At 63.2% G+C, this 21,398-nt stretch carries 26 protein-coding genes; 14 read left to right on the forward strand and 12 right to left on the reverse strand.

What is annotated here, in order from left to right; translation table 11 throughout:
- Positions 1-231: 231 nt before the first annotated feature.
- Both GWE18_RS22655 and GWE18_RS22660 read right to left on the reverse strand, forming a co-directional pair.
- A complete protein-coding gene (locus GWE18_RS22655) occupies positions 232-888 on the reverse strand; it encodes a DsbA family protein (protein WP_275187923.1) in 657 nt (218 codons plus the stop codon).
- Positions 889-1,005: 117 nt separating this feature from the next.
- On the reverse strand, positions 1,006-1,485 hold the full coding sequence (locus tag GWE18_RS22660) for a DciA family protein (protein WP_275187924.1): 480 nt from the start codon (positions 1,483-1,485) through the stop codon (positions 1,006-1,008).
- A 204-nt stretch (positions 1,486-1,689) separates the two neighbouring features.
- On the opposite strand from GWE18_RS22660, the gene GWE18_RS22665 reads away from it, so the two are divergent.
- Positions 1,690-2,814, forward strand: a complete 1,125-nt coding sequence (locus tag GWE18_RS22665) for an A/G-specific adenine glycosylase (RefSeq protein ID WP_275187925.1) — start codon at positions 1,690-1,692, stop codon at positions 2,812-2,814.
- Between the two features lie 38 nt (positions 2,815-2,852).
- Here the strand turns inward: GWE18_RS22665 and GWE18_RS22670 are convergent, their stop codons facing one another.
- Positions 2,853-3,122, reverse strand: coding sequence for a DUF2798 domain-containing protein (locus GWE18_RS22670; RefSeq protein ID WP_275187926.1), 270 nt, complete (start codon positions 3,120-3,122; stop codon positions 2,853-2,855).
- A gap of 276 nt (positions 3,123-3,398) precedes the next feature.
- Between GWE18_RS22670 and GWE18_RS22675 the strand changes: the two genes are divergently transcribed.
- Entirely contained in the window at positions 3,399-3,854 is a 456-nt protein-coding gene (locus GWE18_RS22675) for a PaaI family thioesterase (protein ID WP_275187927.1), read from the forward strand.
- On the opposite strand, the gene GWE18_RS22680 is transcribed toward GWE18_RS22675, so the two are convergent.
- Entirely contained in the window at positions 3,823-5,109 is a 1,287-nt protein-coding gene (locus GWE18_RS22680) for a flavin-dependent oxidoreductase (protein ID WP_275187928.1), read from the reverse strand. The genes GWE18_RS22675 and GWE18_RS22680 overlap by 32 nt on opposite strands.
- A gap of 93 nt (positions 5,110-5,202) precedes the next feature.
- Positions 5,203-5,595 carry a nuclear transport factor 2 family protein gene (locus GWE18_RS22685; protein WP_275187930.1) on the reverse strand — a complete coding sequence of 131 codons (393 nt, stop codon included), beginning with the start codon at positions 5,593-5,595 and terminating at the stop codon, positions 5,203-5,205.
- Between the two features lie 129 nt (positions 5,596-5,724).
- Here GWE18_RS22685 and GWE18_RS22690 point away from each other — a divergent pair, with 129 nt between their 5' ends.
- From GWE18_RS22690 to GWE18_RS22700, 3 genes are all read left to right on the forward strand, one after another.
- Entirely contained in the window at positions 5,725-6,576 is an 852-nt protein-coding gene (locus GWE18_RS22690) for a helix-turn-helix transcriptional regulator (protein ID WP_275187932.1), read from the forward strand.
- Positions 6,554-7,030, forward strand: a complete 477-nt coding sequence (locus GWE18_RS22695; protein ID WP_275187933.1) for a nuclear transport factor 2 family protein — start codon at positions 6,554-6,556, stop codon at positions 7,028-7,030. Before GWE18_RS22690 ends, GWE18_RS22695 begins: the two co-directional genes overlap by 23 nt.
- An 85-nt stretch (positions 7,031-7,115) precedes the next feature.
- Positions 7,116-7,733: a glutathione S-transferase family protein gene (locus GWE18_RS22700; protein WP_275187934.1), complete on the forward strand. Its 618-nt coding sequence runs from the start codon at positions 7,116-7,118 to the stop codon at positions 7,731-7,733.
- Positions 7,734-7,824: 91 nt separating this feature from the next.
- Here GWE18_RS22700 and GWE18_RS22705 read toward each other — a convergent pair whose 3' ends face one another.
- Positions 7,825-8,745: a LysR family transcriptional regulator gene (locus GWE18_RS22705; protein ID WP_275187936.1), complete on the reverse strand. Its 921-nt coding sequence runs from the start codon at positions 8,743-8,745 to the stop codon at positions 7,825-7,827.
- A gap of 92 nt (positions 8,746-8,837) precedes the next feature.
- Here GWE18_RS22705 and GWE18_RS22710 point away from each other — a divergent pair, with 92 nt between their 5' ends.
- Positions 8,838-9,395, forward strand: a complete 558-nt coding sequence (locus GWE18_RS22710; RefSeq protein ID WP_275187938.1) for a carboxymuconolactone decarboxylase family protein — start codon at positions 8,838-8,840, stop codon at positions 9,393-9,395.
- A gap of 52 nt (positions 9,396-9,447) precedes the next feature.
- The gene (locus tag GWE18_RS22715) at positions 9,448-9,882 is read left to right on the forward strand and encodes a nuclear transport factor 2 family protein (RefSeq protein WP_275187939.1); all 435 of its coding nucleotides are present in this window, start codon (positions 9,448-9,450) and stop codon (positions 9,880-9,882) included.
- Between the two features lie 170 nt (positions 9,883-10,052).
- On the opposite strand, the gene GWE18_RS22720 is transcribed toward GWE18_RS22715, so the two are convergent.
- From GWE18_RS22720 to GWE18_RS22730, 3 genes are all read right to left on the reverse strand, one after another.
- Positions 10,053-10,739, reverse strand: coding sequence for a glutathione S-transferase N-terminal domain-containing protein (locus tag GWE18_RS22720; protein WP_275187940.1), 687 nt, complete (start codon positions 10,737-10,739; stop codon positions 10,053-10,055).
- 152 nt (positions 10,740-10,891) lie between these two features.
- Positions 10,892-11,188 carry a hypothetical protein gene (locus GWE18_RS22725; RefSeq protein WP_245310926.1) on the reverse strand — a complete coding sequence of 99 codons (297 nt, stop codon included), beginning with the start codon at positions 11,186-11,188 and terminating at the stop codon, positions 10,892-10,894.
- Between the two features lie 275 nt (positions 11,189-11,463).
- On the reverse strand, positions 11,464-12,597 hold the full coding sequence (locus GWE18_RS22730; RefSeq protein ID WP_275187942.1) for a site-specific DNA-methyltransferase: 1,134 nt from the start codon (positions 12,595-12,597) through the stop codon (positions 11,464-11,466).
- A gap of 278 nt (positions 12,598-12,875) precedes the next feature.
- Here GWE18_RS22730 and GWE18_RS22735 point away from each other — a divergent pair, with 278 nt between their 5' ends.
- A complete protein-coding gene (locus GWE18_RS22735; RefSeq protein WP_275187943.1) occupies positions 12,876-13,808 on the forward strand; it encodes a neutral zinc metallopeptidase in 933 nt (310 codons plus the stop codon).
- A gap of 125 nt (positions 13,809-13,933) precedes the next feature.
- A complete protein-coding gene (gene moaB / locus GWE18_RS22740; protein WP_275187944.1) occupies positions 13,934-14,497 on the forward strand; it encodes a molybdenum cofactor biosynthesis protein B in 564 nt (187 codons plus the stop codon).
- Here moaB and GWE18_RS22745 read toward each other — a convergent pair.
- From GWE18_RS22745 to GWE18_RS22755, 3 genes are all read right to left on the reverse strand, one after another.
- Positions 14,472-14,627, reverse strand: a complete 156-nt coding sequence (locus GWE18_RS22745; RefSeq protein WP_275187945.1) for a hypothetical protein — start codon at positions 14,625-14,627, stop codon at positions 14,472-14,474. The two genes, moaB and GWE18_RS22745, sit on opposite strands and share 26 nt — an antisense overlap.
- Positions 14,624-15,553 carry a helix-turn-helix domain-containing GNAT family N-acetyltransferase gene (locus GWE18_RS22750; protein ID WP_275187946.1) on the reverse strand — a complete coding sequence of 310 codons (930 nt, stop codon included), beginning with the start codon at positions 15,551-15,553 and terminating at the stop codon, positions 14,624-14,626. Before GWE18_RS22750 ends, GWE18_RS22745 begins: the two co-directional genes overlap by 4 nt.
- Before the next feature lie 216 nt (positions 15,554-15,769).
- Positions 15,770-16,342: a glycosyl transferase gene (locus tag GWE18_RS22755; protein WP_275187947.1), complete on the reverse strand. Its 573-nt coding sequence runs from the start codon at positions 16,340-16,342 to the stop codon at positions 15,770-15,772.
- 190 nt (positions 16,343-16,532) lie between these two features.
- Here GWE18_RS22755 and GWE18_RS22760 point away from each other — a divergent pair, with 190 nt between their 5' ends.
- The 5 genes from GWE18_RS22760 to GWE18_RS22780 all read left to right on the forward strand — a co-directional run bounded on the left by GWE18_RS22760 (position 16,533) and on the right by GWE18_RS22780 (position 21,328).
- On the forward strand, positions 16,533-17,693 hold the full coding sequence (locus tag GWE18_RS22760) for a PA0069 family radical SAM protein (RefSeq protein ID WP_275187948.1): 1,161 nt from the start codon (positions 16,533-16,535) through the stop codon (positions 17,691-17,693).
- A 119-nt stretch (positions 17,694-17,812) separates the two neighbouring features.
- Positions 17,813-18,265 (forward strand): VOC family protein, encoded by a 453-nt coding sequence (locus GWE18_RS22765; protein WP_275187949.1) that lies wholly within the window; start codon positions 17,813-17,815, stop codon positions 18,263-18,265.
- Complete coding sequence (locus tag GWE18_RS22770; RefSeq protein ID WP_275187950.1) at positions 18,234-18,902, forward strand: GNAT family N-acetyltransferase; 669 nt, start codon at positions 18,234-18,236, stop codon at positions 18,900-18,902. Before GWE18_RS22765 ends, GWE18_RS22770 begins: the two co-directional genes overlap by 32 nt.
- Before the next feature lie 58 nt (positions 18,903-18,960).
- A complete protein-coding gene (locus GWE18_RS22775) occupies positions 18,961-19,740 on the forward strand; it encodes a ribonuclease HII (RefSeq protein ID WP_275187951.1) in 780 nt (259 codons plus the stop codon).
- A 79-nt stretch (positions 19,741-19,819) separates the two neighbouring features.
- Positions 19,820-21,328 carry a glycosyltransferase family 39 protein gene (locus tag GWE18_RS22780; protein WP_275187952.1) on the forward strand — a complete coding sequence of 503 codons (1,509 nt, stop codon included), beginning with the start codon at positions 19,820-19,822 and terminating at the stop codon, positions 21,326-21,328.
- The last annotated feature ends 70 nt before the right edge of the window (positions 21,329-21,398 follow it).

Below are 21,398 nucleotides of genomic sequence, written 5' to 3' on the forward strand. Positions count from 1 at the left end.
ATCTCTGTTGGCCGGGCGCGAATCTCCCTGCCGTGACAATACCATAGAAGGCAATGTCGGTGTGTGGACGAACCGCCGATAGCGGTTCTTATCGCCTGCGACAATGGCGAGGGCGGGGCCGGAGGGCAACGGGCCCGCAGGGCTTTTCCCAAGGGATTTGCAAGGGACTCGAGGCGCTTTTGTCGAGCCTTTTGCTGGACTTATGGCTGGATATGAATCCGGCGGCGCGAATCAGCTCTTCAACAGCGAATTGATGCGCTTCGAGAACTCCTCGAAGCTCTGCTCGCCCTTGATCATTTCGCCGTTGATGAAGAAGGTCGGTGTCGACTGCACCTTCAGTACCTCGGCCGCGAATTTCTGGTCGGCCGCGATCTTGTCGAGCAGCGCCTGATCCTTCAGGCAGTCCTCGACCTGCGTTTGGGTGAGGCCGGCCTGCTTGCCGATCCGAGCCAGCGTCTCCGTCGTGTTTTTTGCCACCCAGTCGTTCTGCTGCTTGAACAAAAGGTCGATCACGGCGAAATATTTCGGGGCATCGTCCTTGGCGATGCAGCGCGCCAGCATCGATCCCGCAGCCGCCTTGATGTCGAGCGGGAACTCCCGGAATACGTAACGGATCTTGCCGCTGTCGATGAATTCCGACTTGATCTTCGGGAATACCTTTTCAGCGAAGGCCGCGCAGTGCGGGCAGGTCATCGACGCGTATTCGGTGATGGTCACCGATGCGTTGGCGGGTCCGAGCGCCATGTCCGGCAGCGATTGCGGCTTGGCGATATCGGCGGCGCTTTGCGCCATGGCATCCGTGACCAGCCGCAGCGGCGAGAAGCCGGCGAGGGCGGCGAACCCGGTCAGCGACAGGGCGGCGGTGAAGGCGCGGCGCGTGATCATCAAAGTCTGCTCCCGAATGGCGCGTTCACGCCCGAAAGAAGGTGCGAAAAGAAGCCTTCGCTAGCTTGAAACGATAGTTGTGGCAATGGCGGGTTGCAGCGGCCGTGGCATGCTGCGGGCTCAATTTCGCTTGATCGCGGCGCCGAGCCGCGCCAGTGCTGCGCGCAGTTCCTCGTCTTCCACTGCGGAGAGGGTTTCGGCGACCTTCGCCACCGATTTCGGGTCCGGCGCGCGGGTGGGGGCGGGGCCCTTCCGGCGCGAGAGCGGCGCCTGCCGTAGCGCCAGCCGGCCAACCGCGCTCCAGCCGAAGAAGCGATTGACCCGTTGCAGAATGACATCGGAGGAATGCTGGATCTCCAGCGCCATCGGACCTTCCACCCGCAACACCAGCGTGGCCGGTTCCTGCGGCTGCCCCTCCACCGGCCGCGGCCATTGCATCTTCAGCGGCTCGGAATGAGCTGATATTTCGGGGCCGGCAATCTCAGCCCAGCGCGTCACCAGTTCGCGCGCGGCAAAGCCCTGCTTGGCATAGGCATCCGAAAATACGTCGCTGAGCAGGACGGAGAGGGGTTTTGCCGAGATCGGGCCGGGTTTGGACATGGGGCCTTGTATCACCTTGCGAGGTGCAGGAGTAACCTTCAGCCGTCATGCCCGGGCATAGCCGCCTGAAGGACGGCGTCGCTTCCGCTCGCCTATGCCCGGCCATCCACGCCTTGGATTCCCGCAAACAAGAAAGACGTGGATGCCCGGGACAAGCCCAGGCATGACGTAGAGAGATTTGTGTTCGGTCACTAGAGTACGGGAATGTCTTCTTCCACGGCCGCCAAAATCAAACGACAGGCAGCACCTGCCGAAAGCAGCGACGATCGCCCCGCGCTGTTGCTCGACTGGTACGACCGCCATCGCCGCCGCTTGCCGTGGCGGCCGCCAGCGGGTGAGCGGGCCGATCCGTATCGGGTCTGGCTGTCGGAAATCATGCTGCAGCAGACCGGCGTCAAAACGGTCGGGCCGTATTTCGAGAAGTTTCTGGCGCGCTGGCCCGATGTCGCCGCGCTCGGCCGCGCTTCTCTCGACGACGTGCTGCGGATGTGGGCCGGGCTCGGCTATTATTCGCGCGCGCGCAATCTCCATGCCTGTGCAGTCGCCGTGCTGCGCGACCATGGCGGCGTGTTTCCCGAGACCGAGGAAGGCCTGCGCAAATTGCCGGGAATCGGCCCTTACACGGCGGCGGCGATCGGCGCGATCGCCTTCGACATCAGAACCATGCCGGTCGACGGCAATATCGAGCGCGTGGTGTCGCGGCTTTACGCGGTGGAAGAGCCGCTGCCGCAGGCCAAGCCGCTCATACAGGAATTGGCGTCGACGCTGCTCGGCCCGTCTCGCGCCGGCGACGAGAACTCTCGCGCCGGCGACAGCGCCCAGGCCTTGATGGACCTCGGCTCCTCGATCTGCACGCCGAAAAAGCCGGCCTGCGCGCTGTGTCCGCTGAATGAGGATTGCGCCGCCCGCTTGCGCGGCGATCAGGAGACCTTTCCGCGCAAGGCGCCGAAGAAGACGGGGACGCTACGCCGCGGCGCCGCTTTCATCGTCACGCGCGGCGATGAACTCCTCGTTCGAACGCGGGCGGAAAATGGCCTGCTCGGCAGCATGACCGAAGTACCAGGCTCGGACTGGCTCGTCGGGCAGGACGACAAGGCGGCATTAAAGCAGGCCCCCGCGGTCAAAAGCGTTGCGCGCTGGCATCGCAAGGCGGGCGTTGTCACCCATGTGTTCACGCATTTTCCGCTCGAACTCGTGATCTACACCGCCGAGGTCGCCGCGCGCACACGGCCGCCGGAAGGCATGCGCTGGGTGCCGATCGCGACGCTGGCCGATGAGGCGCTGCCCAACGTGATGCGCAAGGCAATCGCGCACGGGCTGGGGGGATGAGCGCGCACCACCTCGCGGCGACGCGCGCCTGTATCGGATTAGTTTGATGGCGGTGTCTCGACGGCGAACGCCACGATCCGCCGTACCAGCGGCAGCACCGTCAGCAAGGTCGGAAACGCCACCAGCCACGAAATCCCCCATGCGGCGGGCCAGGTCGCAATGAAAGCAGGCGTTGGACCGAGACTCCGCAAGGTCGAGATCGCGGATACGACGAAAGTCATCAGCACCGACAGCACCAGCGGCATGACGATCGCCGCATAGCGCGCAGGCAATTTTCCGCGCGGGCGCGGAGCATGAAACCTAGTCATGATATCACTCTTTGGAATTCGGTCGGTCGATCACGAGTGGCGCACAATGCATTCCTCCGGGGTCGAGCTGACCGGTTGAATGCGTTGCCTGACGTGAGACGCTTACGGTGCGCATGGCGCAACAGCCGTTTCCTAACGAAGGCGGAGGGCCGGCGCCAGCCCTCTAACTTAGAAGCTGTCAAAATCGGCCAGCGGGGCCAGTGGGCAATCTGCGCAGCCTGCTGACACCATGCTGGCAGCAGGCCTGCATTAGGAAGAAGCCTCACGGAGGTTCCCATGATTGCTACTGCTCTCGACAGTATCCCCACGCCACCGTCTTCCAGACTGCTCGGCTGGCACGTGCTCGACGCACGCCCGAAGGATGGCTGGATCCGCATCGGCTTCGATGGCAAGGGGGATTTCTGCAACCCAGCCGGCTTCGTGCAGGGCGGCATTCTCTCGGCCATGCTCGACGACACCATGGGGCCGGCCGTTTTCGTCATGAGCGAGGGAAAACTCTACACGGCGACCATCACCATGACTGTGAATTTTCTCAGCCCGGCCAAGCCGGGGCCGATCACCGGCGAGGCCAATGTCACCCAGCTCGGCAAGACGGTTGCCTTCGTGGAAGGGCGGCTGACGGCCGCGGATGGCACGCTGCTGGCGACCGCCACGACCAGCGCGCGGCTGGTCGAGACCGCGAAGGCCATCGCCCCTTCGGCTAGCTTGCGACCTGCGGTGCTTCCCGCGTGATCTGGACGATTGGCGGCTTCGCGTTGAGCCCCTCGACCTGGAAGCCGGCGACACGCTTGTAGTTGGCGGCGATGTTTTCCAGTTCTTGCAGCGACAACACGTCAGTGACGACATTGTAGCCATCAGGCGCGCGCTCTTCGACCATCTGCATGACCTGTTCGGGACCGTTGCGGCGGTTGAGCATCACGAGGTCGGTGGTGGCCGGCCGGCGCTCGGCTTCGTAAGCCACAAGTGCAGCGTTGGTCGCGCCATGCGCCAGGATCTCGCGCGTGATGACGCGGGCGTCTAGAATCGCCTGCGACGCGCCGTTGGAGCCGATCGGGTACATCGGATGCGCGGCATCGCCCATCAGCGTGACCCGGCCGAACGTCCATTGCGCAATCGGATCGCGATCGACGAGCGGATACTCGTAGGCGTGCGGGCAATTCTCGATCAGGCCGGGCACGTCGAGCCAGTCGAATTTCCAGTCCCTGAACCAGGGCAGAAACTCTTCGAGTTTTGCGGTGCGGTTATAGTCCTCGCGCCGCCACTGATAGGTCGGCGGCATATGCCGCTCGGCCACCCAGTTGATCCTGAACTTGCCGGACGCATCTGCCTGCTTCGAAATCGGATAGCAGACGAATTTCAGGATTTCGTGGCCGGCCATGATCATGGTGCGGCCGGACAGGAAGGCGTCGCTTTCGGTAATGCCGCGCCACAGGATGCGCCCGTTCCAGATCGGCGGGCCTTGATCGGGATAGAGTTTTTCGCGAACCGCCGAATGGATGCCGTCGGCGGCAATCAGCAGCGCGCCGTCGTGATGGCCCTTTGATTTGCCGGTCGCCCTGTCGATAAATTCGGCGCGGATGCCGCTTTCGGTCTCTTGCCAGCCCGTGAGATGATGGCTGGTGAGAATGTTCTCTCTTCCCAGCCGTTCGACCGCGGCGTCGAGCAGGATCTGCTGCAATGTGCCGCGATGGATCGAGAATTGCGGCCATTTGTAACCGGCCTCGATGCCGCGCGGCTCGCTCCAGATCGGCTTGCCGTGCTTGGAAAAATACGCGAGCTCCTTGGTGCGCACGGCGGCTGTATCGAGCCGATCGTGCAGTCCGAGTTCGATCAGCTCGCGCACCGCATGCGGCAGAACGTTGATGCCGACGCCAAGCGGCCGCAGCTCGGACACGCTTTCAAAGACCCTGGCGGGAACGCCGATCTGGTGCAGGCTGAGTGCCAGCGTCAGCCCGCCGATGCCGCCGCCCGCGATAAGTACGGTCATGTTACGCCCCTGTTACTACACCCCTGTTATTCCTTGGGCGTCATGGCATGAGGGGCGGCAGTGGGCAACTGCGAAGGTTGCCGGCGGATAGGCTCATGGCGTCAGACGATTCAGCCGAGCGGTGGCGGAGCACCGAAGAAGCCCGACGATCTTGACCAGCCGGCCGTCGGGGCCGACCTCGCCAAAATCGATCGACGTGTCGCCAAAGGTTCCATCCGCACGCACCAGGCGCCAGAGGAAGCGGCCCACATGGTGATGCACATCGATGCCGCTCATGAACTCAAGCCGCGCGCCGGGCCGGCTGGCCAGCACTTCGCCGATCTTTGTCGCCAGCGCGCCGCGTCCGGCGAACGAGACGTTCGGATCGAGATAAACGCCGCTGTCGCTCCAGCATTGATCGAGCAAGGTGCGTCTGGCCGTATCATCCGGCTCGTTCCACGCTGCCATGTACTGCGTTACGGTTTTCGCGATTGCGCTCTTGTCCATCCGTGCTGTCCTTGAACTTCGGTCTCTACAGGGTTCACTCTGCAAGGAATTACGGAGTTCGTCACTTACATCAGAGGTAATTGCCGTTCTGATGCGGTGCTCTAGATTGTCGGCATGGATGCTTCAGACATGAACTCGCACGAAATCCCGGCTGGACATTTCAGCCGCCTGCTGAAGCATTGGCGCAGCGTTCGTCGGCTGACCCAGATCGAACTGGCGGCGGACGCAAATGTGTCGGCCCGGCATCTATGCTTTTTGGAGACCGGCCGGTCGCAGCCGAGCCGCGAGATGGTGCAGCTCCTCGGCAGCGCGCTCGACCTGCCGCTCGAAGAAAGAAATGCCCTGCATGTCGCGGCGGGCTTCGTGCCGCCCTATGGCGACAAAGGGCTGGCCGCTGAAAATCTGCAGCCGGTACGGCAGGCGCTGGATTTCATCTTAAGGCAGCAGGAGCCCTATCCTGCCATTGTGATCGACGGGCATTGGGACGTTCGCATCCGCAATCAGGCGTCGGCGCGCCTGCTCAAGCCGTTTCGCGATTCATACGAGATGAAAAACCACCTTGCCGACAATGCCATGCACGTCGTTTTTCACCCAAAGGGCCTGCGCCAGTTCATGCTGAACTGGGACGAGTTCGCGCGGCATTTGATCCAGATCCTGCACCGCGATGTCGCGCAAGGCAGCCGGGCTGCGGCGCAGCTTCTCGACGAAATCATGGCCTATCCCGGGTTGTCGGCCGAATGGCGGCTGCCGCGACAAGCGTCGACGACGTCTCCGGTCATGACGATGCACCTGGCCAAGGGCGACTATCGCCTGGCCTTCTTCTCCACCTTCACGACGCTGGCGATGCCGATGGACGCGGCGCTGCAGCAAATCAAGATCGAGTGCTTCTTTCCGGCTGATGATGCGACCGCCAGGAAGGCGCACCAACTGGCCCTTTCACAAAGCTCGGGAGACAAAAATGCAGCATGCCCTGCGGAATGATCCATCGGGCGGGACGATGGACGAACTGCGTGCCCTGAACGCCCGCTTCATCCATAATTTCGTAACGCGGGACGTAGCCGCGCACGACGCGCTGCTTCACCCGGACTTCATTAATATCTGGCCGACCGGCCAGCGGTGGGATCGCGCGACCTATCTGAAATATTGGGCGACCGCGTTCGACCCGGACGTCGTCGTCTATTGGGACGTCCGTGACGAACTCATCACGGTGATCGGGGATGTGGCGCTGGTGCGCTCCACCAACAAGCACATCCGCCGCCGCGACGGCAACGAAGTGACCGGCATGACCATGTACACCGACACATATCTGTTCGAGAACGGCGTGTGGAAGTGCATCCAGGCCCAGCTAACAGCGGTGGCTCCCGAGCACTATCCCGCCGACGATACGATCGTCAGCGTCTATATCGAGGGAACGCTTCAGCCGCGGGCGAATTGAACTGCGAAGGCCGCCGCTCCACCCACTTGGGCGTGGACGGCGGATGAGCATGCCGTTAACGTCCGGCTTTCCCGTGAGGACAGCCATGTTCAAGCTCTACTACGCCCCCGGTACCTGCGCACTCGCATCGCATATCGCTCTGGAAGAGGCCGGCGCCGCCTACACGGCAGAGCGGCTCGACTTCAAGAACGGCCAGCAGAACACGCCGGAATATCTCGCGATCAATCCGAAGGGGCGGGTGCCGGCGCTGGTGACGGACCGCGGCGCCTTGACCGAGACGCCGGCGATCCTCGCCTACATTGCGCACACCTTTCCGCAGGCCAGACTGATGCCCGATGACCCTTTCGCGTTCGCCCAGGCGCAGGCCTTCAACAGCTATCTCTGCTCGACGGTGCATGTTTCCCACGCTCACAAGATGCGCGGCTATCGCTGGGCGGCCGAGGAGTCCTCGTTCGCCGACATGAAGCGCAAGGTGCCGGAAACCATGGCTGCGGGCTTCGCGCTGATCGAGCGCGACATGCTGAAGGGGCCGTGGGTGATGGGCGAGCAGTACACGGTGTGCGACCCCTATCTGTTTACGATCGGGCTTTGGCTCGAAGCCGACGGCGTCGATCCTGCGACGCTGCCGAAGGTGACGGCCCACCGCAAGCGGATGTCGGACCGGCCGGCGGTGCAGAAGGTGCTGGCGGAAGAGAAGGCCTGAACGCGTAGGGTGGGCAAAGCGAAGCGTGCCCACCGTCACGAGCGCGAATGTAGAGATGTTGGGCACGCTGCGCTTTGCGCACCCTACGCAGCTACGCAGCCTTTTTCCCGCGCTCCATCTCGCGGCCGATGCCGAGCATGATGTTGCGCAGCCAGATCGAGCCGGGGTCCATTTGGGCGCGGGTCGGGTAGAACATGAACTGCTCGTCGATCCCGGGATCGAGCGGCGGCGCGATCGTTGTCAGCGACAATTGCCTGGACAGTGCGGTGATCAGGCGGCGCGGCACGAAGGCGACGAGATCGGTGCGCGCGGCAACGTGCAGCGCCTCGATATAGCCGGGCACCACGAGCGCAATCCGCCGCTCGATGCCCTTGGGGCGTAGCCACATGTCGATCAGGTCGTCGCTTTGGCCGCGGATCACGACCGCGACGTGGCGCGCATCGAGAAAGGTTTCGACCCGCTTCAGCCGCGCGCCGATAGGGTGGCCGCGCCGGACCGCGAGAGCGTCGCTGTCGGTGTAGAGCCGTTGCCGGTGGAATCCCGTGAAGGCGTTGCCGATCGAGATCACCAGGTCGATGGTGCGGGCGAATTCCGGCGTGAAAATCGCGGGGCCCCGCCACGGCACCACGTCGATACGGACGTTCGGCGCCGCCTTGGTGATTTTCTCCATCAGCGGCGGCATCAGGAGTTCGACCGCGAGGTCCGGCATCATCAGGCGAAACTGGCGCTCGCTCCTTGCGGCGTCGAACTCGTCGGCGATGAACAGCGCGCGCACCTGATCCAGCGTTTGCGCGAGCGGCGCGCGCAGCGCCTGGGCCCGCGGCGTCAGCTCCATGCGTGCGCCGTTACGAACCAGGAGCGGATCGCCGATCAGGTCGCGCAGCCGCTGCAGCGCGTGGCTGGCCGCCGGCTGCGACAGGCCTATCCGCATCGCAGCGCGGCTGACATTGGCTTCCCTGAGTAGCGCGTCGAGCGCGACCAGCAGATTGAGGTCAAGCGAATTCAAATTCATGAGCTGAATATATACTATACAGACTATCAATTGGAAGAATGAGGAAAGGCAGCCGAGAATGACGGGCATTCGCAACGTCGAGACCCGCCTGCATGACCGCACGACTGGAGCCGGCCACCGCGCCCTATCCCGACAAAGTTCAGGCCGCCTTCGATCGCATGCCGCGATCCTGGATGCCGCCCTTTCGCCTGTTCACCACCCTCGCGCGCCATCCCGAGCTGTTTGAGCGCTTCATTCGCGGCGCGTCGAGCTATCTTCCCGGGACAAGGCTCAGCGTACGGCAGCGCGAGGTTCTGCTGCATCGCGTCACCGCGCGGTGCGGCTGCGAATATGAATGGGGCATGCGCGTACACTACTTTGCGGGTGAGGCGGGACTAACCGCGGCGCAGGTCAGCGCCACGGTACATGGCAATGCCGACAGCGGCTGCTGGGATCCCAACGATGCGCTTCTGGTCCGTCTCGCCGACGACCTGCACGACACCTGCGATATCAGCGACGAACTGTGGCCCGCATTGCGGGCGGCATTCGAGGATGAGGCCATCCTCGAGCTGCTGCTGCTCGCCGGCTACTACCGGACGGTCGGCTATCTAGCCAACGGCCTGCGTCTGCCGCCCGAGCCCAACGTCAGCCGGCGCTTTCCGGCGGCCTGACGTCTATCGATCGCGGAAACGCGGTCTCCTCTTTCAACAACGGAGACAATCCATGAGTGCAGCCGACAACAAGAAACTGGTGCAGCAGATCTATGCAGACTCAGCGAACCGCAGCGGAACAACCTTTCTTGACAATATCGCCGAGGATGTCACCTGGATCGTCACCGGCCAATATTCCTGGTCGGGCGAATTCAGAGGTCGTGATGCCATCAACAACGGCCTGATGGGTTATCTGCGATCACTGCTCGCCGCCGGGCGGCCGCGCACGCTGGCGTTCAACTTTATTGCGGAAGGCGATTACGTCGTGGTCGAGGCCCGCGGCGACAATGTCACCAAGTCCGAGGAGCGCTACGACAATCATTACTGCATGATCTGGCGGATCGAGAACGGCAAGATCAAGGAGATCAAGGAATATTGCGATTCCGCGCTGGTCGAGCGCGTGCTCGGGCCGTTTCCGGCAGAGCGAAAACTCGCTGTGGCGGTTTGAGTCATGGAGGCGCTGCGAGCTGGTCTCGTAGGGTGGGCAAAGCCACCGGGTCGCGCGAATGCGCGCCCGATGACAGGCTCCGCGTGCCCACCATTCCTCAAGCCTCAAAAGAAAAAGGTGGGCACGGCGCTAGTGCGCCTTTGCCCACCCTACGATTTTCTCGGCGTTGATCAGGCCGCCTTCACCGACATATGCTTGAACATGTTGCTGCGGGCTTCGTCGTCCATCTCGGCCTTGAACTTGAAGTTATCCTTCAGCGCGATCGCCTTTGCCGCCGCAGGCCGCGCCGAAATCTCATCGACCAGCCGCTTGACGTTGGGATATTTGGCGGCTGCATCATCGCCCACGACGAAGGCCATCATGCGGCCCCAGCCCCAGACTTCCATGTCGACGATGGTGTAGGTGTCGCCGACCATATAACGGCGGTTCGCAAGGTGGTCGTTGAGAATGCCGAAGTGCCGCTGCGCCTCGAACTGGTAGCGGTTATGCGCGTAGTCGATCTTTTCCGGCGCGAAGTGCTTGAAGTGGACGGCCTGGCCGGAATATGGGCCAACGCCGGTGGCGACGAACATCAGCCATGACAGCAGCTCCGCGCGGCTCGTCGGTGTGTTCGCGGGGAGAAACTTGCCGGTCTTTTCCGCGAGGTAGAGCAGGATGGCGTTGCTGTCGAACACCTTGACGCCGTCGTCGTCGATCGCGGGCACCTTGGCGTTCGGATTGATGGCGAGGTATTCCGGCTTGAACTGGTCGCCCTTGCGGGTGTCGACCGCGACCGGCTGATAGGCGATGCCGGCTTCCTCGAGGAAGAGGGCGACCTTGGTCGGGTTGGGCGATCCGTTGAAGTAGAATTTGAGCATTTTGGAATTTCCCCATTGCTTCTTGCAGGAAGCTTATTGTGGACTCCGGACACGGCGCGAATGCCGCCGGAGGGCACGTCCATGCTCAAATTTTTGCGGGCCGCGCAAGCGACGAATTCGTGAAATGCAAGGCCTTATGAGAAAGCGAGGCCTTACGATATGAGCAGGCCGCCTATACCGGTCACCGCAAGGGCGACGCCGGCAGCAATCATCACCGACGCAAAGCGGATTTCCGAACGCAAAGCGGTGCGTTGCCCCGTGCGTTCCGATCCTCGCGCATAACCGTGGACGATGATCTGCTCGGTGAAGGTGCCGTTGGCGTCCAGAATGTCGGTCAAGCCCGCGCTGGCAATCAGGATGCCGAGGATGACCAATCCGGCAGGGCCCAGCAAACTCAACAGCAGCATCGGAAATACGCCGATCAGGAAGACCGGCAGCAGCGGCAGCACGATGAGCGACTCGGAGCCTCGGGTGCGCATGGGAGAAATCTCTTATGCAGAAATGAATGTAGCACGTATCCCCCAAAATAAGAACGAAAAGGCGTATCGCCACCCGCGTACACGGCACGGCTGCCATGCCGGCGGACCGCGCCGGCCGCGCGGGGTATGGGCAAAGCCGAATTTCGCGCCATCGCCTCTCCGCGGGCCATACGCACGGTGCGATGCTTTGGCGCGGCCATGCCATAGGCCGCGTCTGGGCGTGGCGCGGTGATGCGAAACGAGGCTTATCCCGCCGCCATCCCGGAGCGGATTTCGGCGCGCAACTCGTCGATCAGCTTGAGGCCGTTCTTGGTCTCGACATGCCAGAAGGTCCAGCCGTTGCAGGCGCCGGAGCCTTGGGCAACCGCGCCCATGCGATGGATCGAGCCGACCTTGTCGCCGAGCATGATGGCGCCGTCGGCGCGAACCAGGGCGCCGTGGCGCTTCTTGGAGTCGACCAGCTTGGTGCCGGGTGGAATCATGCCGCGTTCGATCAGTTCGGAGAACGCCACGCGGGGCGCGTCGCGCGCGGTCATGAACGGCGCCAGCGTCGCCTCGGGCAGCGGTTCGACCGCCGCGATGCGCGCTTCGGCCGCCTCCGCATAGGTCCTGTCGCGCTCGAAGCCGATGTAGCGGCGGCCGAGGCGTTTTGCCACGGCGCCGGTCGTGCCGGTGCCGTTGAAAGGATCGATCACGAGATCGCCGGGCTTTGATGACGACAGCAGCACGCGCGCCAAAAGGCCCTCGGGCTTCTGGGTCGGGTGCACTTTCTTGCCGTCGGCGCCCTTGAGGCGCTCATCGCCGGTGCAGAGCGGGATCAGCCAGTCAGAGCGCGCCTGCACGTCCTCATTGGCGGCCTTCAGGGCTTCATAATTGAACGTATAACCCTTGGCCTTCTCGTCGCGCGCCGCCCAGATCATGGTTTCGTGGGCATTGGTGAAGCGGCGGCCGCGGAAATTCGGCATCGGATTGGTCTTGCGCCAGACGATGTCGTTGAGGACCCAGAAGCCGAGGTCCTGCATGATCGCGCCGACGCGGAAGATGTTGTGATAGGAACCGATCACCCACAGCGTCGCCGACGGTTTCATGACGCGGCGGCAGGCGAGCAGCCAGGCGCGGGTGAAATCGTCATACGCGGCGAACGATGAAAATTTGTCCCAGTCGTCGTTGACGGCATCGACATGGGATTCGTCGGGGCGCTTGAGGTCGCCCTTGAGCTGCAGATTATACGGGGGGTCTGCGAACACCAGATCGACCGAACCGGCCGGGAGCTTCGACATCTCGGCGACGCAATCGCCGACGACGATACGCACGCTGGAATCAGACTCGAATTTGGTGCGGGGCGCCCTTGCAGACGCCCCGCGACGCGACACAACCATGACTCAACTACTCTGACTCAGGCGACGCTGTCGGCGACGCGGGACTAAACAACCGACTGGCGATACATTGACCGGGCAAAGTAAAAATCGACTTAACCCCGGGATACTGCGGGCAGAGATTGCGAACAGAGATGGCCGAGAGAAATACCAGCAGAGATTGCGGCGGCTGGTGCACTAGGCAATATTTGCCGGGCGGGTTATTGATTAATGGAATGGAAATTTTACGTCTGTGCCGAGTTGCGTATTCGGGCCAACAGCCGGGATGAGGAAACACCGCCATGCGTTACGATGATTTCCGTCGCAGCGACGACATCGAGGACCGTCGCGACGATAGCGGCGGCGGAATGGGTGGCGGCGGTTTCGGGCTTCCGATGGGCGGCGGCGGGCTCGGCATCGGCACCATCATCGTGCTCGGCCTTGTCGGCTACGCATTCGGCATCGACCCGCGCATTTTGATCGGCGGCGCCGAAATCCTGAGCGGCGGCGGCCAGGCGCCGACCTACCAGACCGATCGCAGGTCAGGACCGGCCAAGACCGGTGCGCCGAAGGACGAAGTCGGCAGCATGATATCAGGCGTTCTCGGCGAGATCGACGATCGCTGGAGCGAGATCTTCCAGTCCAGCGGCCAGAATTATACCGGGCCGCGCATCGTGCTGTTTCGCAACGCCACCAATGGCGGGCGGTGCGGCATGGCGCAGTCGGCGATGGGACCGTTCTACTGTCCGCCGGACAAGCAGATCTTCCTCGACACCAGTTTCTTCCGCGAAGTCGAAACGCGCTTCCGCGGCTGTTCGGGCAATGCCTGCAAATTCACGGCGGCCTATATCATCGCGCATGAAGCGGGACATCACATCCAGAACCTGCTCGGCATCCTGCCGCGCGTGACCCGGCTGCAGCAGCAGGCCGGCAGCAAGGCGGAAGCCAATGCGCTGCAGGTCAAGGTCGAGCTGCAGGCGGATTGTCTTGCCGGCGTCTGGGTCAACCGCGAGGAAAAGAAACGTCCGGGCTTCCTCGAAGCCGGCGACATCGACGCGGCGCTGACCACGGCAAGCGCGATCGGCGACGACACGCTGCAGCGAAAGGCGACGGGCAGGGTGGTGCCCGATAGTTTCACCCACGGCTCCGCGGCACAGCGCAAGCAATGGTTCATGACCGGCTACAAGCAGGGCACGGTGCAGGCCTGCAACACGTTTGCTCAGGGTGCGTTGTGACGTGAGCCAGAGAAGTATTTGACGTCATGGCCGGGCTTGTCCCGGCCATCCACGTCTATACTTCTGAGAGAGTTTAAAGACGTGGATGCCCGGGACAAGCCCGGGCATGACGAGAAGAAAAAGTCATGTCCTCCATCGACGAGTCAAAACAATTCGTGCCGCTCAACATCGCGGTGCTGACGATTTCGGATACACGCTCGCTGGCCGACGACAAATCGGGTGCCACGCTGGTGGACCGGCTGATCGCGGCGGGCCATCATCTCGCTGCGCGCGATATCGTCGCCGACGACGTCGATGCGATCCGCGTCATTATCAAGCGATGGATCACCGACGAGGGCGTCGATGCGATCATCACCACCGGCGGTACCGGCTTCACCGGCCGCGACGTAACGCCGGAGGCGGTCGAGCCGTTGTTCGAAAAACGGATGGACGGCTTTTCCATCGCCTTCCACATGCTGAGCCACGCCAAGATCGGCACCTCGACGGTGCAGAGCCGCGCCACTGCCGGCGTGGCGGGCGCGACCTTCATCTTCTGCCTGCCGGGATCGCCGGGCGCCTGCCGCGATGCGTGGGACGGCATCCTCGCCGCCCAGCTCGATTACCGCACGCGCCCCTGCAATTTCGTAGAGATCATGCCGCGGCTGGACGAGCACCTGCGGCGGCCTAAAGCACAAGGCGCTTCAGCCTGACCAGCAATGCCCATAACGCGCGCCACATGTTGCGATAGGCTTCGGCGCGCAACAGACGCGCGCGCTCGATATGGAAGTCGATGAGTTCTGGCGTGACGCGCCGCGGACTATCGCGACGCGCGGGCTTCACAGTTCCAATTCCCAGGTTTCGCCGACCAGATCTCGGCCAAAGCTGCGGTGCGGCTCGGTGGCGACCAGCTTGAACCCGGCTTCCTGGTAGATCTTGCGCGCGGCGACGAGGATACTCTGGGTCCACAGCGTGATCTTGCGATAACCGCAGGCCTTCGCGAACGCGATGCATTCCGCGACCAGCCGATGACCCAGACCCTGTCCGCGTCCGGCCGGTTCCACCAGCAGCAATCGCAGCTTCGCTACGTCATCGGTATGGCGCACCAGAAATATCGAGCCGACCTGCGCGCCATCGATGTCGGCGATCCAGCAACGCTCGCGCGACGCATCGAATGAGGCGAGGAACTTTGCCGCGATCTCCGCGACCAGGCCCTCGAACGAGGAATCCCAACCGTATTCGCGGGCGTAGAGCGCGCCGTGGCTCTGCACTACCCATCCCATGTCGCCGGGTCGCGGCTCGCGCAGTGTCGCCGGTCGGGACGGGGCACGGGCATTGCCAAGCAGCCGTTCGATGTCGGCCATCGCCCCGATCAAGCGCTCCCTGCCGCCGCGAGGCAGCGAGCCGAGCATCGCCGCGATGTCGTCCTTCGTATTGCGCTCGAGCTTGGCGAACGCCTGCCGTCCCTTGGCCGTCAATCCGAGCCGGTATTGCCGGCGGTCGGACGGCAGCGGTTCGCGGGTGATCAAGCCGGCTTCATCGAAATTCTGCACGATCCGGCTGAGATAGCCGGCATCGAGACCCAGTTCGGCTCCGATCTCCTTCGCCGAGAGATTTTCACTGTGGGCGAGTTCGTACAGCACCCGCGCCTCGCTCAGCGAGAAGGGGCTCTTCAGTAGATGCTGGTCCAGCACGCCGAGCTTGCGGGTGTAGAAGCGGTTGAAGGCGCGAACCGCCGCGACTTCTTGCTCGAAATCCAGTTCAGACATGGCGGCACCTCGATACTTGCCATTGTCAAATATATATTTGACTTTGGCAAGTATATTTGTGCTGCGAAAGACGGTTGCGAGCAGGGTGAGGGGCCGTGACGGCGGAACATTTTCTTCTTGTGCCGCCGACGCGAGCCGCGCGCGTCGCTACTTTGCATGGGGTTGTTTTCGCGATTTTGGGTGTGGGCGCTGCGATCTACCGCCGTACTGCCGAAGCTAGGCGACGACCATGATCCGGCTGCGCAACTGGGTGCGCGACGAGCGGCCGAGCTGGCGCAACAGCCGCGTCTCGGAGCGGCGGGAATCCGGCCGGTAGCCGCCCAGCCGCTCATAATGATCGCGCGCGATCAAAAGCCCCTGTTCCGCCGAAGGCCCGGCAATCATGCGTGCCACGAATTTGAAGCCGTCGCGCAGCCGCGTGTCGGCGTAGGGCGAGCGGGCATAGCGAAAGACCCCCGCGCGGGGCCGGCCGCTATTCGATACGTTCTGAATGAACTGCGTGGTCTCTTCGATCCAGCCGCTGTCGAGCACCGCACCGGCGTGCAGGAACATCAGCCATGGCGAGCGCGCCGCCCCCGCGCCGGCAGCCAGCGCCGCCGCACGTGTTCCTTCAAACCTCAGAAAGCGGCAGCCGGCCACGTCAGCCACCCGTTCGATCACGCCGTTGCCGGCCGTGTCGACCAGCAGCACCTCGCGGATGACGCCGGCGGCGGCTCCCGGCACCAGCGCCGCCAATGTTGCGACCGCGGGCTGTTCTTTTCCTTCGGTCGGGATGATTACGCTCAGCATGAATGAGGCTTCGGTGGCTCAGACGGTGAAAAACGCCGCACTGTTATCACCTTGTCACAATCAAAGCAGCCGTGTGCGTGCAGCTTTTTTCGGCACGCGGCGCCGGCTCCTTTTCCGAGGTGTGTGCTTCGTTGTGAATTGTTGTCGATGATGTTCTTGATTTGTTCTTTTGACGTGCTATGTTCGCTTCATGAGCCGAGCATCCTCTCATGCCCTCAAGCACCCGCCGGTCACGGCGCCCTCCGAGCCGGCGGGTGCGACACCTTTTCCCGAGCTTGAGGTCGCCATCGAACGGCAGCGGCGGCGCGGCCGCGGCGCGCAGTCCAATGACAGCGGCCGGTTCGAGGCCGAGGCGCGGGTCGCGTTCGACGATGGCTGGCAGAGCCTGGACGACCTGCCGTCGTTCAAGACGACGGTATCGCTGGATACCTCGCGCAAGGTCATCACCCGCAACGACTCGCCCGACATCGGGTTCGACCGTTCGATCAATCCCTATCGCGGCTGTGAGCATGGCTGCGTCTACTGCTTCGCGCGGCCGACGCATGCTTTTCTTGGTCTGTCACCCGGGCTCGATTTCGAATCCAAGCTGCTGGCAAAGCCGGACGCGCCCGAACTGCTCGAGAAGGAATTGGCGGCGCCCGGTTACGAGCCGCGCATGATCGCGATCGGCACCAACACCGATCCCTATCAGCCGATCGAGCGCGAATACAAAATCATGCGCGGCATTCTCGAAGTGCTTGATAGAGCCGGCCATCCCGTCGGCATCGTTACCAAGTCGGCGCTGGTGACGCGCGACATCGATATTCTCCAGCGGATGGCGAAGCGCAATTTGGCCAAGGTCGCGATATCGGTGACCACGCTCGATCCCAAGCTCGCGCGCACCATGGAGCCGCGCGCTTCGACGCCGCCGAAGCGGCTGGAGGCGCTGCGGCAATTGTCGGCGGCCGGCATTCCCGCGACCGTAATGGTCGCACCCATCATCCCCGCGCTGAACGATTCCGAGATCGAACGCATTCTCGATGCCGCTACTCATGCCGGCGTAAAGGAAGCAAGCTATGTGCTGTTGCGGCTGCCGCTGGAAGTTCGCGACTTGTTTCGCGAATGGCTGATGGCGAACTATCCCGACCGCTACCGCCACGTCTTCACTCTGATCCGCGACATGCGCGGCGGGCGCGATTACGACTCGCAATGGGGAACGCGGATGAAGGGAACTGGCCCGATGGCCTGGATGATCGGAAGGCGGTTCGAGATCGCCTGCGAAAAGCTCGGCCTTAACAAGCGCCGCCCGAAACTGACGACCGATCATTTCGTCAAGCCGAAGCGAAGCGGACAGCAGCTTAGTTTGTTCTAGGTCGAACCGATCTTTGTGGTCGTCATTGCGAGGAGCGATAGCGACGAAGCAATCCATCCATCCGTTATGCTGTGCTATGGATTGCTTCGCTTCGCTCGCAATGACGGGGAGGGAGCGAAATGAGTAAGAAGCCAAAACCTGTCCCCCGCTTCACGGTCATCACGCTCGGCGTCAGCGACATGCACGCCAGTATCGCCTTTTATGAAGCGCTCGGTTTTGCCCGAAAAATGCGCGCAACCGGCGAGGCCGTCGCCTTCTTCGACACCGGCGGCACGGTCATCGCGCTGTTCCCGTGGGATCAACTCGCCGGCGACGCCACGCTGCCGGATCAGCCGCGGCCGAAAACCTTTCGCGGATCGACGCTCGCCTGGAATTGCAGCTCGGTCGAGGAGGTCGATACGGTGCTGGATTTCGCAATCTCCTGCGGCGCGTCGCTATTGAAGCCCGCACACAGGACCGACTACGGCGGTTACTCCGGCTATTTCGGCGATCCCGACAACCACCCCTGGGAAGTCGTGGTCGCGCCCGGCATCGAGGTCGGTGACGACCGGCGGGTTCACCTGCCGGACTAGAACCCTTGATAGTGGGGCCGTGCCACTTCTATCTGCTGGTGAATTGCCGTATTCAGGCATGATGAACCAGAAGCCCGCGCCAGCATCAAAAGAGCAGCCGCTCGTCATTTTGACGACGTCGCGCCTGATTCTGCGCGCTGCGGTCGAAGAGGATATATCGATTCTGCAGAATCTGATTTTCGGCGATAGCGAAGTAATGCGCTTTGCGTTTGCCGGAGCACCGATGGCAAAGGACGCCGCCGAGGATTTCATCCGGAGATCGTTCACCTTCGGCGAAAGCCTCACGCGGATGGCGGTTCTGTCCGAAAAGCCCGCGGGCGAAGCGATCGGCTTTGCGGGCTTGTCTCCATGCCACGCGCTGAAAGCCGACGATTTTGAGATCGGGTTTGTCCTTGCTCGATGGGCATGGGGCAAGGGGATTGCAACCGAAATCGGCGAGGCGCAACTCGCTTTTGGATTCGACCAACTCAAATGCAGCAGATTGCTGGGGCTGGTCGATCCGCGAAATGCACCGTCCATTCATGCGCTCGAGAAACTCGGAATGCGTTATCTGGAGACGATTGCGGAGCCCAAGCGCGGAAACCGGAGCATTTATGTGATCGGGGCCGGGGATTGGCGACGGCGCCACGCTGAATAACGGGAATTGTGCTAGGTTCCCGGTTGCGCCCGGGCGCGCGCTTTCGCAGGATCCCCGCATGATTCGGGACAGGTCCGCCAAGAAAATTGACAAGAAGGCCGGCAAGGAACAGGCCGAGCCGCCCAAGGGCGTTATCGCGGTCGCGCCGCCGAGCTTTCGCCGCGAGCGGGCGCTGATCAAACGCGGCGTCTGGCCGGTGGCCGGCTGCGACGAGGCCGGGCGCGGTCCGCTGGCGGGGCCGGTGGTCGCAGCCGCCGTCGTGCTCGATCCCAAGCGAATCCCCAAAGGCATCGACGATTCCAAGCGGCTGACGGCGGAGCGCCGCGAGGAACTATTCGAGAAGATCTGCGCGACATCGTCCTTTGCGGTCGCCTTTGCCTCGCCGGCGCGGATCGATCGCGACAATATCTTGCGCGCCTCGCTCTGGGCGCTGGCGCGCGCGGTCCGTGCGCTGCCCGAAATGCCGAAACATGTGTTTGTCGACGGCCGCGACAGGATCGATGCGCCTTGCGACTGCGATGCGGTGATCGGCGGCGACGGACTTGTCGTGTCGATCGCGGCCGCCTCGATCATCGCCAAGGTGACGCGCGACCGCCTGATGAGCGCATTGGCGCTGGATTGCCCGGGCTACGGCTTCGAAAGCCACAAGGGCTATGCCGTGCCGGAACACCGCGAGGCGCTGGACCGGTTAGGCCCGAGTATCCACCACCGCCGCTTTTTCGCACCCGTCATTGCCGCGCGGTTGAAACATTATCCCGAGACGGTCGAAGAGACGATCGAACCTGATCTCTTCGCCGTGGACGAGGAGGTCACTTCCGATATCTCCGCCGCGATCTGAGGCCGGTTGCCTCGGCGGCTCGTGCCCTCTATCAAACGTCCTGGGGAAGGGCTGCTCGGCCCGGGCATTCGGACGTTTCATGCGCTTCACCTCGCTCGTTGTCGAACTGATCCGCGCCCGGCCGCGGCTGGTGGTCTGGATCGTGGTGCTGGTCCAGGCCGGACTGTGGCTGGTCCTGCCGTTGCTGCTCTATCCGAGCCCACCCGGTGACCTTGCGATCGTGCTGGCCTTCGGCCGGGAATACCAGGTCGGCACCTGGCTCGGTCCGCCGCTGGCGTTCTGGCTCGCCGACATCGCCTTCCGCGCCGCCGGCAACAACATGTTCGGCGTCTACCTGCTGGCCCAGGTCTGCGCGGTCGCCACCTTCTGGATCTACTATCAACTTGCCCGCGCGATTGTCGGCGGGCAGCAGGCGGTGCTCGCGGTACTGCTCTCGATGACGGTGGTGGCCTTCAGCTCGCCCGGCGTCGAGTTCGGCCCGCTGGTGCTGGCACGCCCGTTATGGGCGCTGCTTTTGCTGCATTCCTGGCAATTGATCGGCCAGAACCGGCGCAACGCGTGGTTCGCCTGGTCGATCGAGGCGGGACTTTTGTTGCTGACGACGTCGGCCGCGCCCGGGCTACTGTTGCTGCTCGCCGGATTTGCCGTTGCCACTGCGCGGGGACGGCGGGTGCTGATGTCGCTCGATCCGCTCTATGCGCTGCTCGTGATCGCCGTCCTGGTGCTGCCCTATCTGATCTGGCTGCTCCGCGCCGATGCACTGGCGATGCCGCCGTGGCCGGCGATCTCCGATCTCGGCGCGCGCGCCCTGCAATGGGGCTGGCTGCTCGTCGGGCTGGTGCTTGCAACATCCGCCATCGTGCTGCTGGTGATCCTCAATTCCGGCTGGTTCGCCAGCCATGCCGGGGAAGCGCCGATCATCTACCGGCCGCCGGTCGATCCGCTGGCGCGCGACTTCGTCTTCTTCTTCGCCATCGCTCCGGCGCTGCTTGGAAGTTTGCTGGCCGGGTTGTTCAATCTCGACCACGTCGTGGGCGGCGCGGGCGTTGCATTGCTGATGTCCGGGCTTGCCGTGATCGTGGCGACCGGCGATCTGATCCACCTGCGGCGTCAGCGCGTGTTGCGCACGGTCTGGGCAGCGGCGGTCGCCGTTCCCGCCCTTGTGGTGATTGCAACCACGCTTCTTCTGCCGTGGACCGGCGCGGCCGAAGTGCCGACCTCGCTGCCGGCGAAAGCGATTGCGCATTTCTTCGGCGACAATTTCGAACGGCGAACCAATCAGCGGCTGCGCGCCGTGGCCGGCGATCCGCAACTGGCGAGTTTCATCGCGATGAGCGCCGGGCGCCCGCATCTGTTGCTCGATGCTACGCCGGAACGAACGCCGTGGCTGTCGGTGGCAAAATTCAACCAGACCGGCGGCGTCGTGGTCTGGCGCGCCTCCGACACATCAGGGGCGCCACCGCCCGATATCGCGCAGCGGTTTCCGGGCCTCGTACCGGAAGTGCCGCGCGCCTTCGAATGGATGGTGAACGGCCGTCAGCCGCTATTGCGCATCGGCTGGGCCATCGTGCGGCCGAAGGCGCCATAACGTTTCTGCGGTGCATCGCCGAGGCGCCGCGCCGAATCTGTAGGGTGGGCAAAAGCGAAGCGTGCCCACC

The organism is Bradyrhizobium sp. CSA112 (assembly GCF_029051645.1).
GTDB lineage: Bacteria > Pseudomonadota > Alphaproteobacteria > Rhizobiales > Xanthobacteraceae > Bradyrhizobium.

What these genes read in the sequence shown, in the direction of transcription:
- GWE18_RS22660 (WP_275187924.1), bottom strand. Translation starts at nt 1,485, where the DNA reads ATGTCCAAACCCGGCCCGATCTCGGCAAAACCCCTCTCCGTCCTGCTC.
- GWE18_RS22665 (WP_275187925.1), top strand. Translation starts at nt 1,690, where the DNA reads ATGTCTTCTTCCACGGCCGCCAAAATCAAACGACAGGCAGCACCTGCC.
- GWE18_RS22670 (WP_275187926.1), bottom strand. Translation starts at nt 3,122, where the DNA reads ATGACTAGGTTTCATGCTCCGCGCCCGCGCGGAAAATTGCCTGCGCGC.
- GWE18_RS22675 (WP_275187927.1), top strand. Translation starts at nt 3,399, where the DNA reads ATGATTGCTACTGCTCTCGACAGTATCCCCACGCCACCGTCTTCCAGA.
- GWE18_RS22680 (WP_275187928.1), bottom strand. Translation starts at nt 5,109, where the DNA reads ATGACCGTACTTATCGCGGGCGGCGGCATCGGCGGGCTGACGCTGGCA.
- GWE18_RS22685 (WP_275187930.1), bottom strand. Translation starts at nt 5,595, where the DNA reads ATGGACAAGAGCGCAATCGCGAAAACCGTAACGCAGTACATGGCAGCG.
- GWE18_RS22690 (WP_275187932.1), top strand. Translation starts at nt 5,725, where the DNA reads ATGAACTCGCACGAAATCCCGGCTGGACATTTCAGCCGCCTGCTGAAG.
- GWE18_RS22695 (WP_275187933.1), top strand. Translation starts at nt 6,554, where the DNA reads ATGCAGCATGCCCTGCGGAATGATCCATCGGGCGGGACGATGGACGAA.
- GWE18_RS22700 (WP_275187934.1), top strand. Translation starts at nt 7,116, where the DNA reads ATGTTCAAGCTCTACTACGCCCCCGGTACCTGCGCACTCGCATCGCAT.
- GWE18_RS22705 (WP_275187936.1), bottom strand. Translation starts at nt 8,745, where the DNA reads ATGAATTTGAATTCGCTTGACCTCAATCTGCTGGTCGCGCTCGACGCG.
- GWE18_RS22710 (WP_275187938.1), top strand. Translation starts at nt 8,838, where the DNA reads ATGACCGCACGACTGGAGCCGGCCACCGCGCCCTATCCCGACAAAGTT.
- GWE18_RS22715 (WP_275187939.1), top strand. Translation starts at nt 9,448, where the DNA reads ATGAGTGCAGCCGACAACAAGAAACTGGTGCAGCAGATCTATGCAGAC.
- GWE18_RS22720 (WP_275187940.1), bottom strand. Translation starts at nt 10,739, where the DNA reads ATGCTCAAATTCTACTTCAACGGATCGCCCAACCCGACCAAGGTCGCC.
- GWE18_RS22730 (WP_275187942.1), bottom strand. Translation starts at nt 12,597, where the DNA reads ATGGTTGTGTCGCGTCGCGGGGCGTCTGCAAGGGCGCCCCGCACCAAA.
- GWE18_RS22735 (WP_275187943.1), top strand. Translation starts at nt 12,876, where the DNA reads ATGCGTTACGATGATTTCCGTCGCAGCGACGACATCGAGGACCGTCGC.
- moaB (WP_275187944.1), top strand. Translation starts at nt 13,934, where the DNA reads ATGTCCTCCATCGACGAGTCAAAACAATTCGTGCCGCTCAACATCGCG.
- GWE18_RS22750 (WP_275187946.1), bottom strand. Translation starts at nt 15,553, where the DNA reads ATGTCTGAACTGGATTTCGAGCAAGAAGTCGCGGCGGTTCGCGCCTTC.
- GWE18_RS22755 (WP_275187947.1), bottom strand. Translation starts at nt 16,342, where the DNA reads ATGCTGAGCGTAATCATCCCGACCGAAGGAAAAGAACAGCCCGCGGTC.
- GWE18_RS22760 (WP_275187948.1), top strand. Translation starts at nt 16,533, where the DNA reads ATGAGCCGAGCATCCTCTCATGCCCTCAAGCACCCGCCGGTCACGGCG.
- GWE18_RS22765 (WP_275187949.1), top strand. Translation starts at nt 17,813, where the DNA reads ATGAGTAAGAAGCCAAAACCTGTCCCCCGCTTCACGGTCATCACGCTC.
- GWE18_RS22775 (WP_275187951.1), top strand. Translation starts at nt 18,961, where the DNA reads ATGATTCGGGACAGGTCCGCCAAGAAAATTGACAAGAAGGCCGGCAAG.
- GWE18_RS22780 (WP_275187952.1), top strand. Translation starts at nt 19,820, where the DNA reads ATGCGCTTCACCTCGCTCGTTGTCGAACTGATCCGCGCCCGGCCGCGG.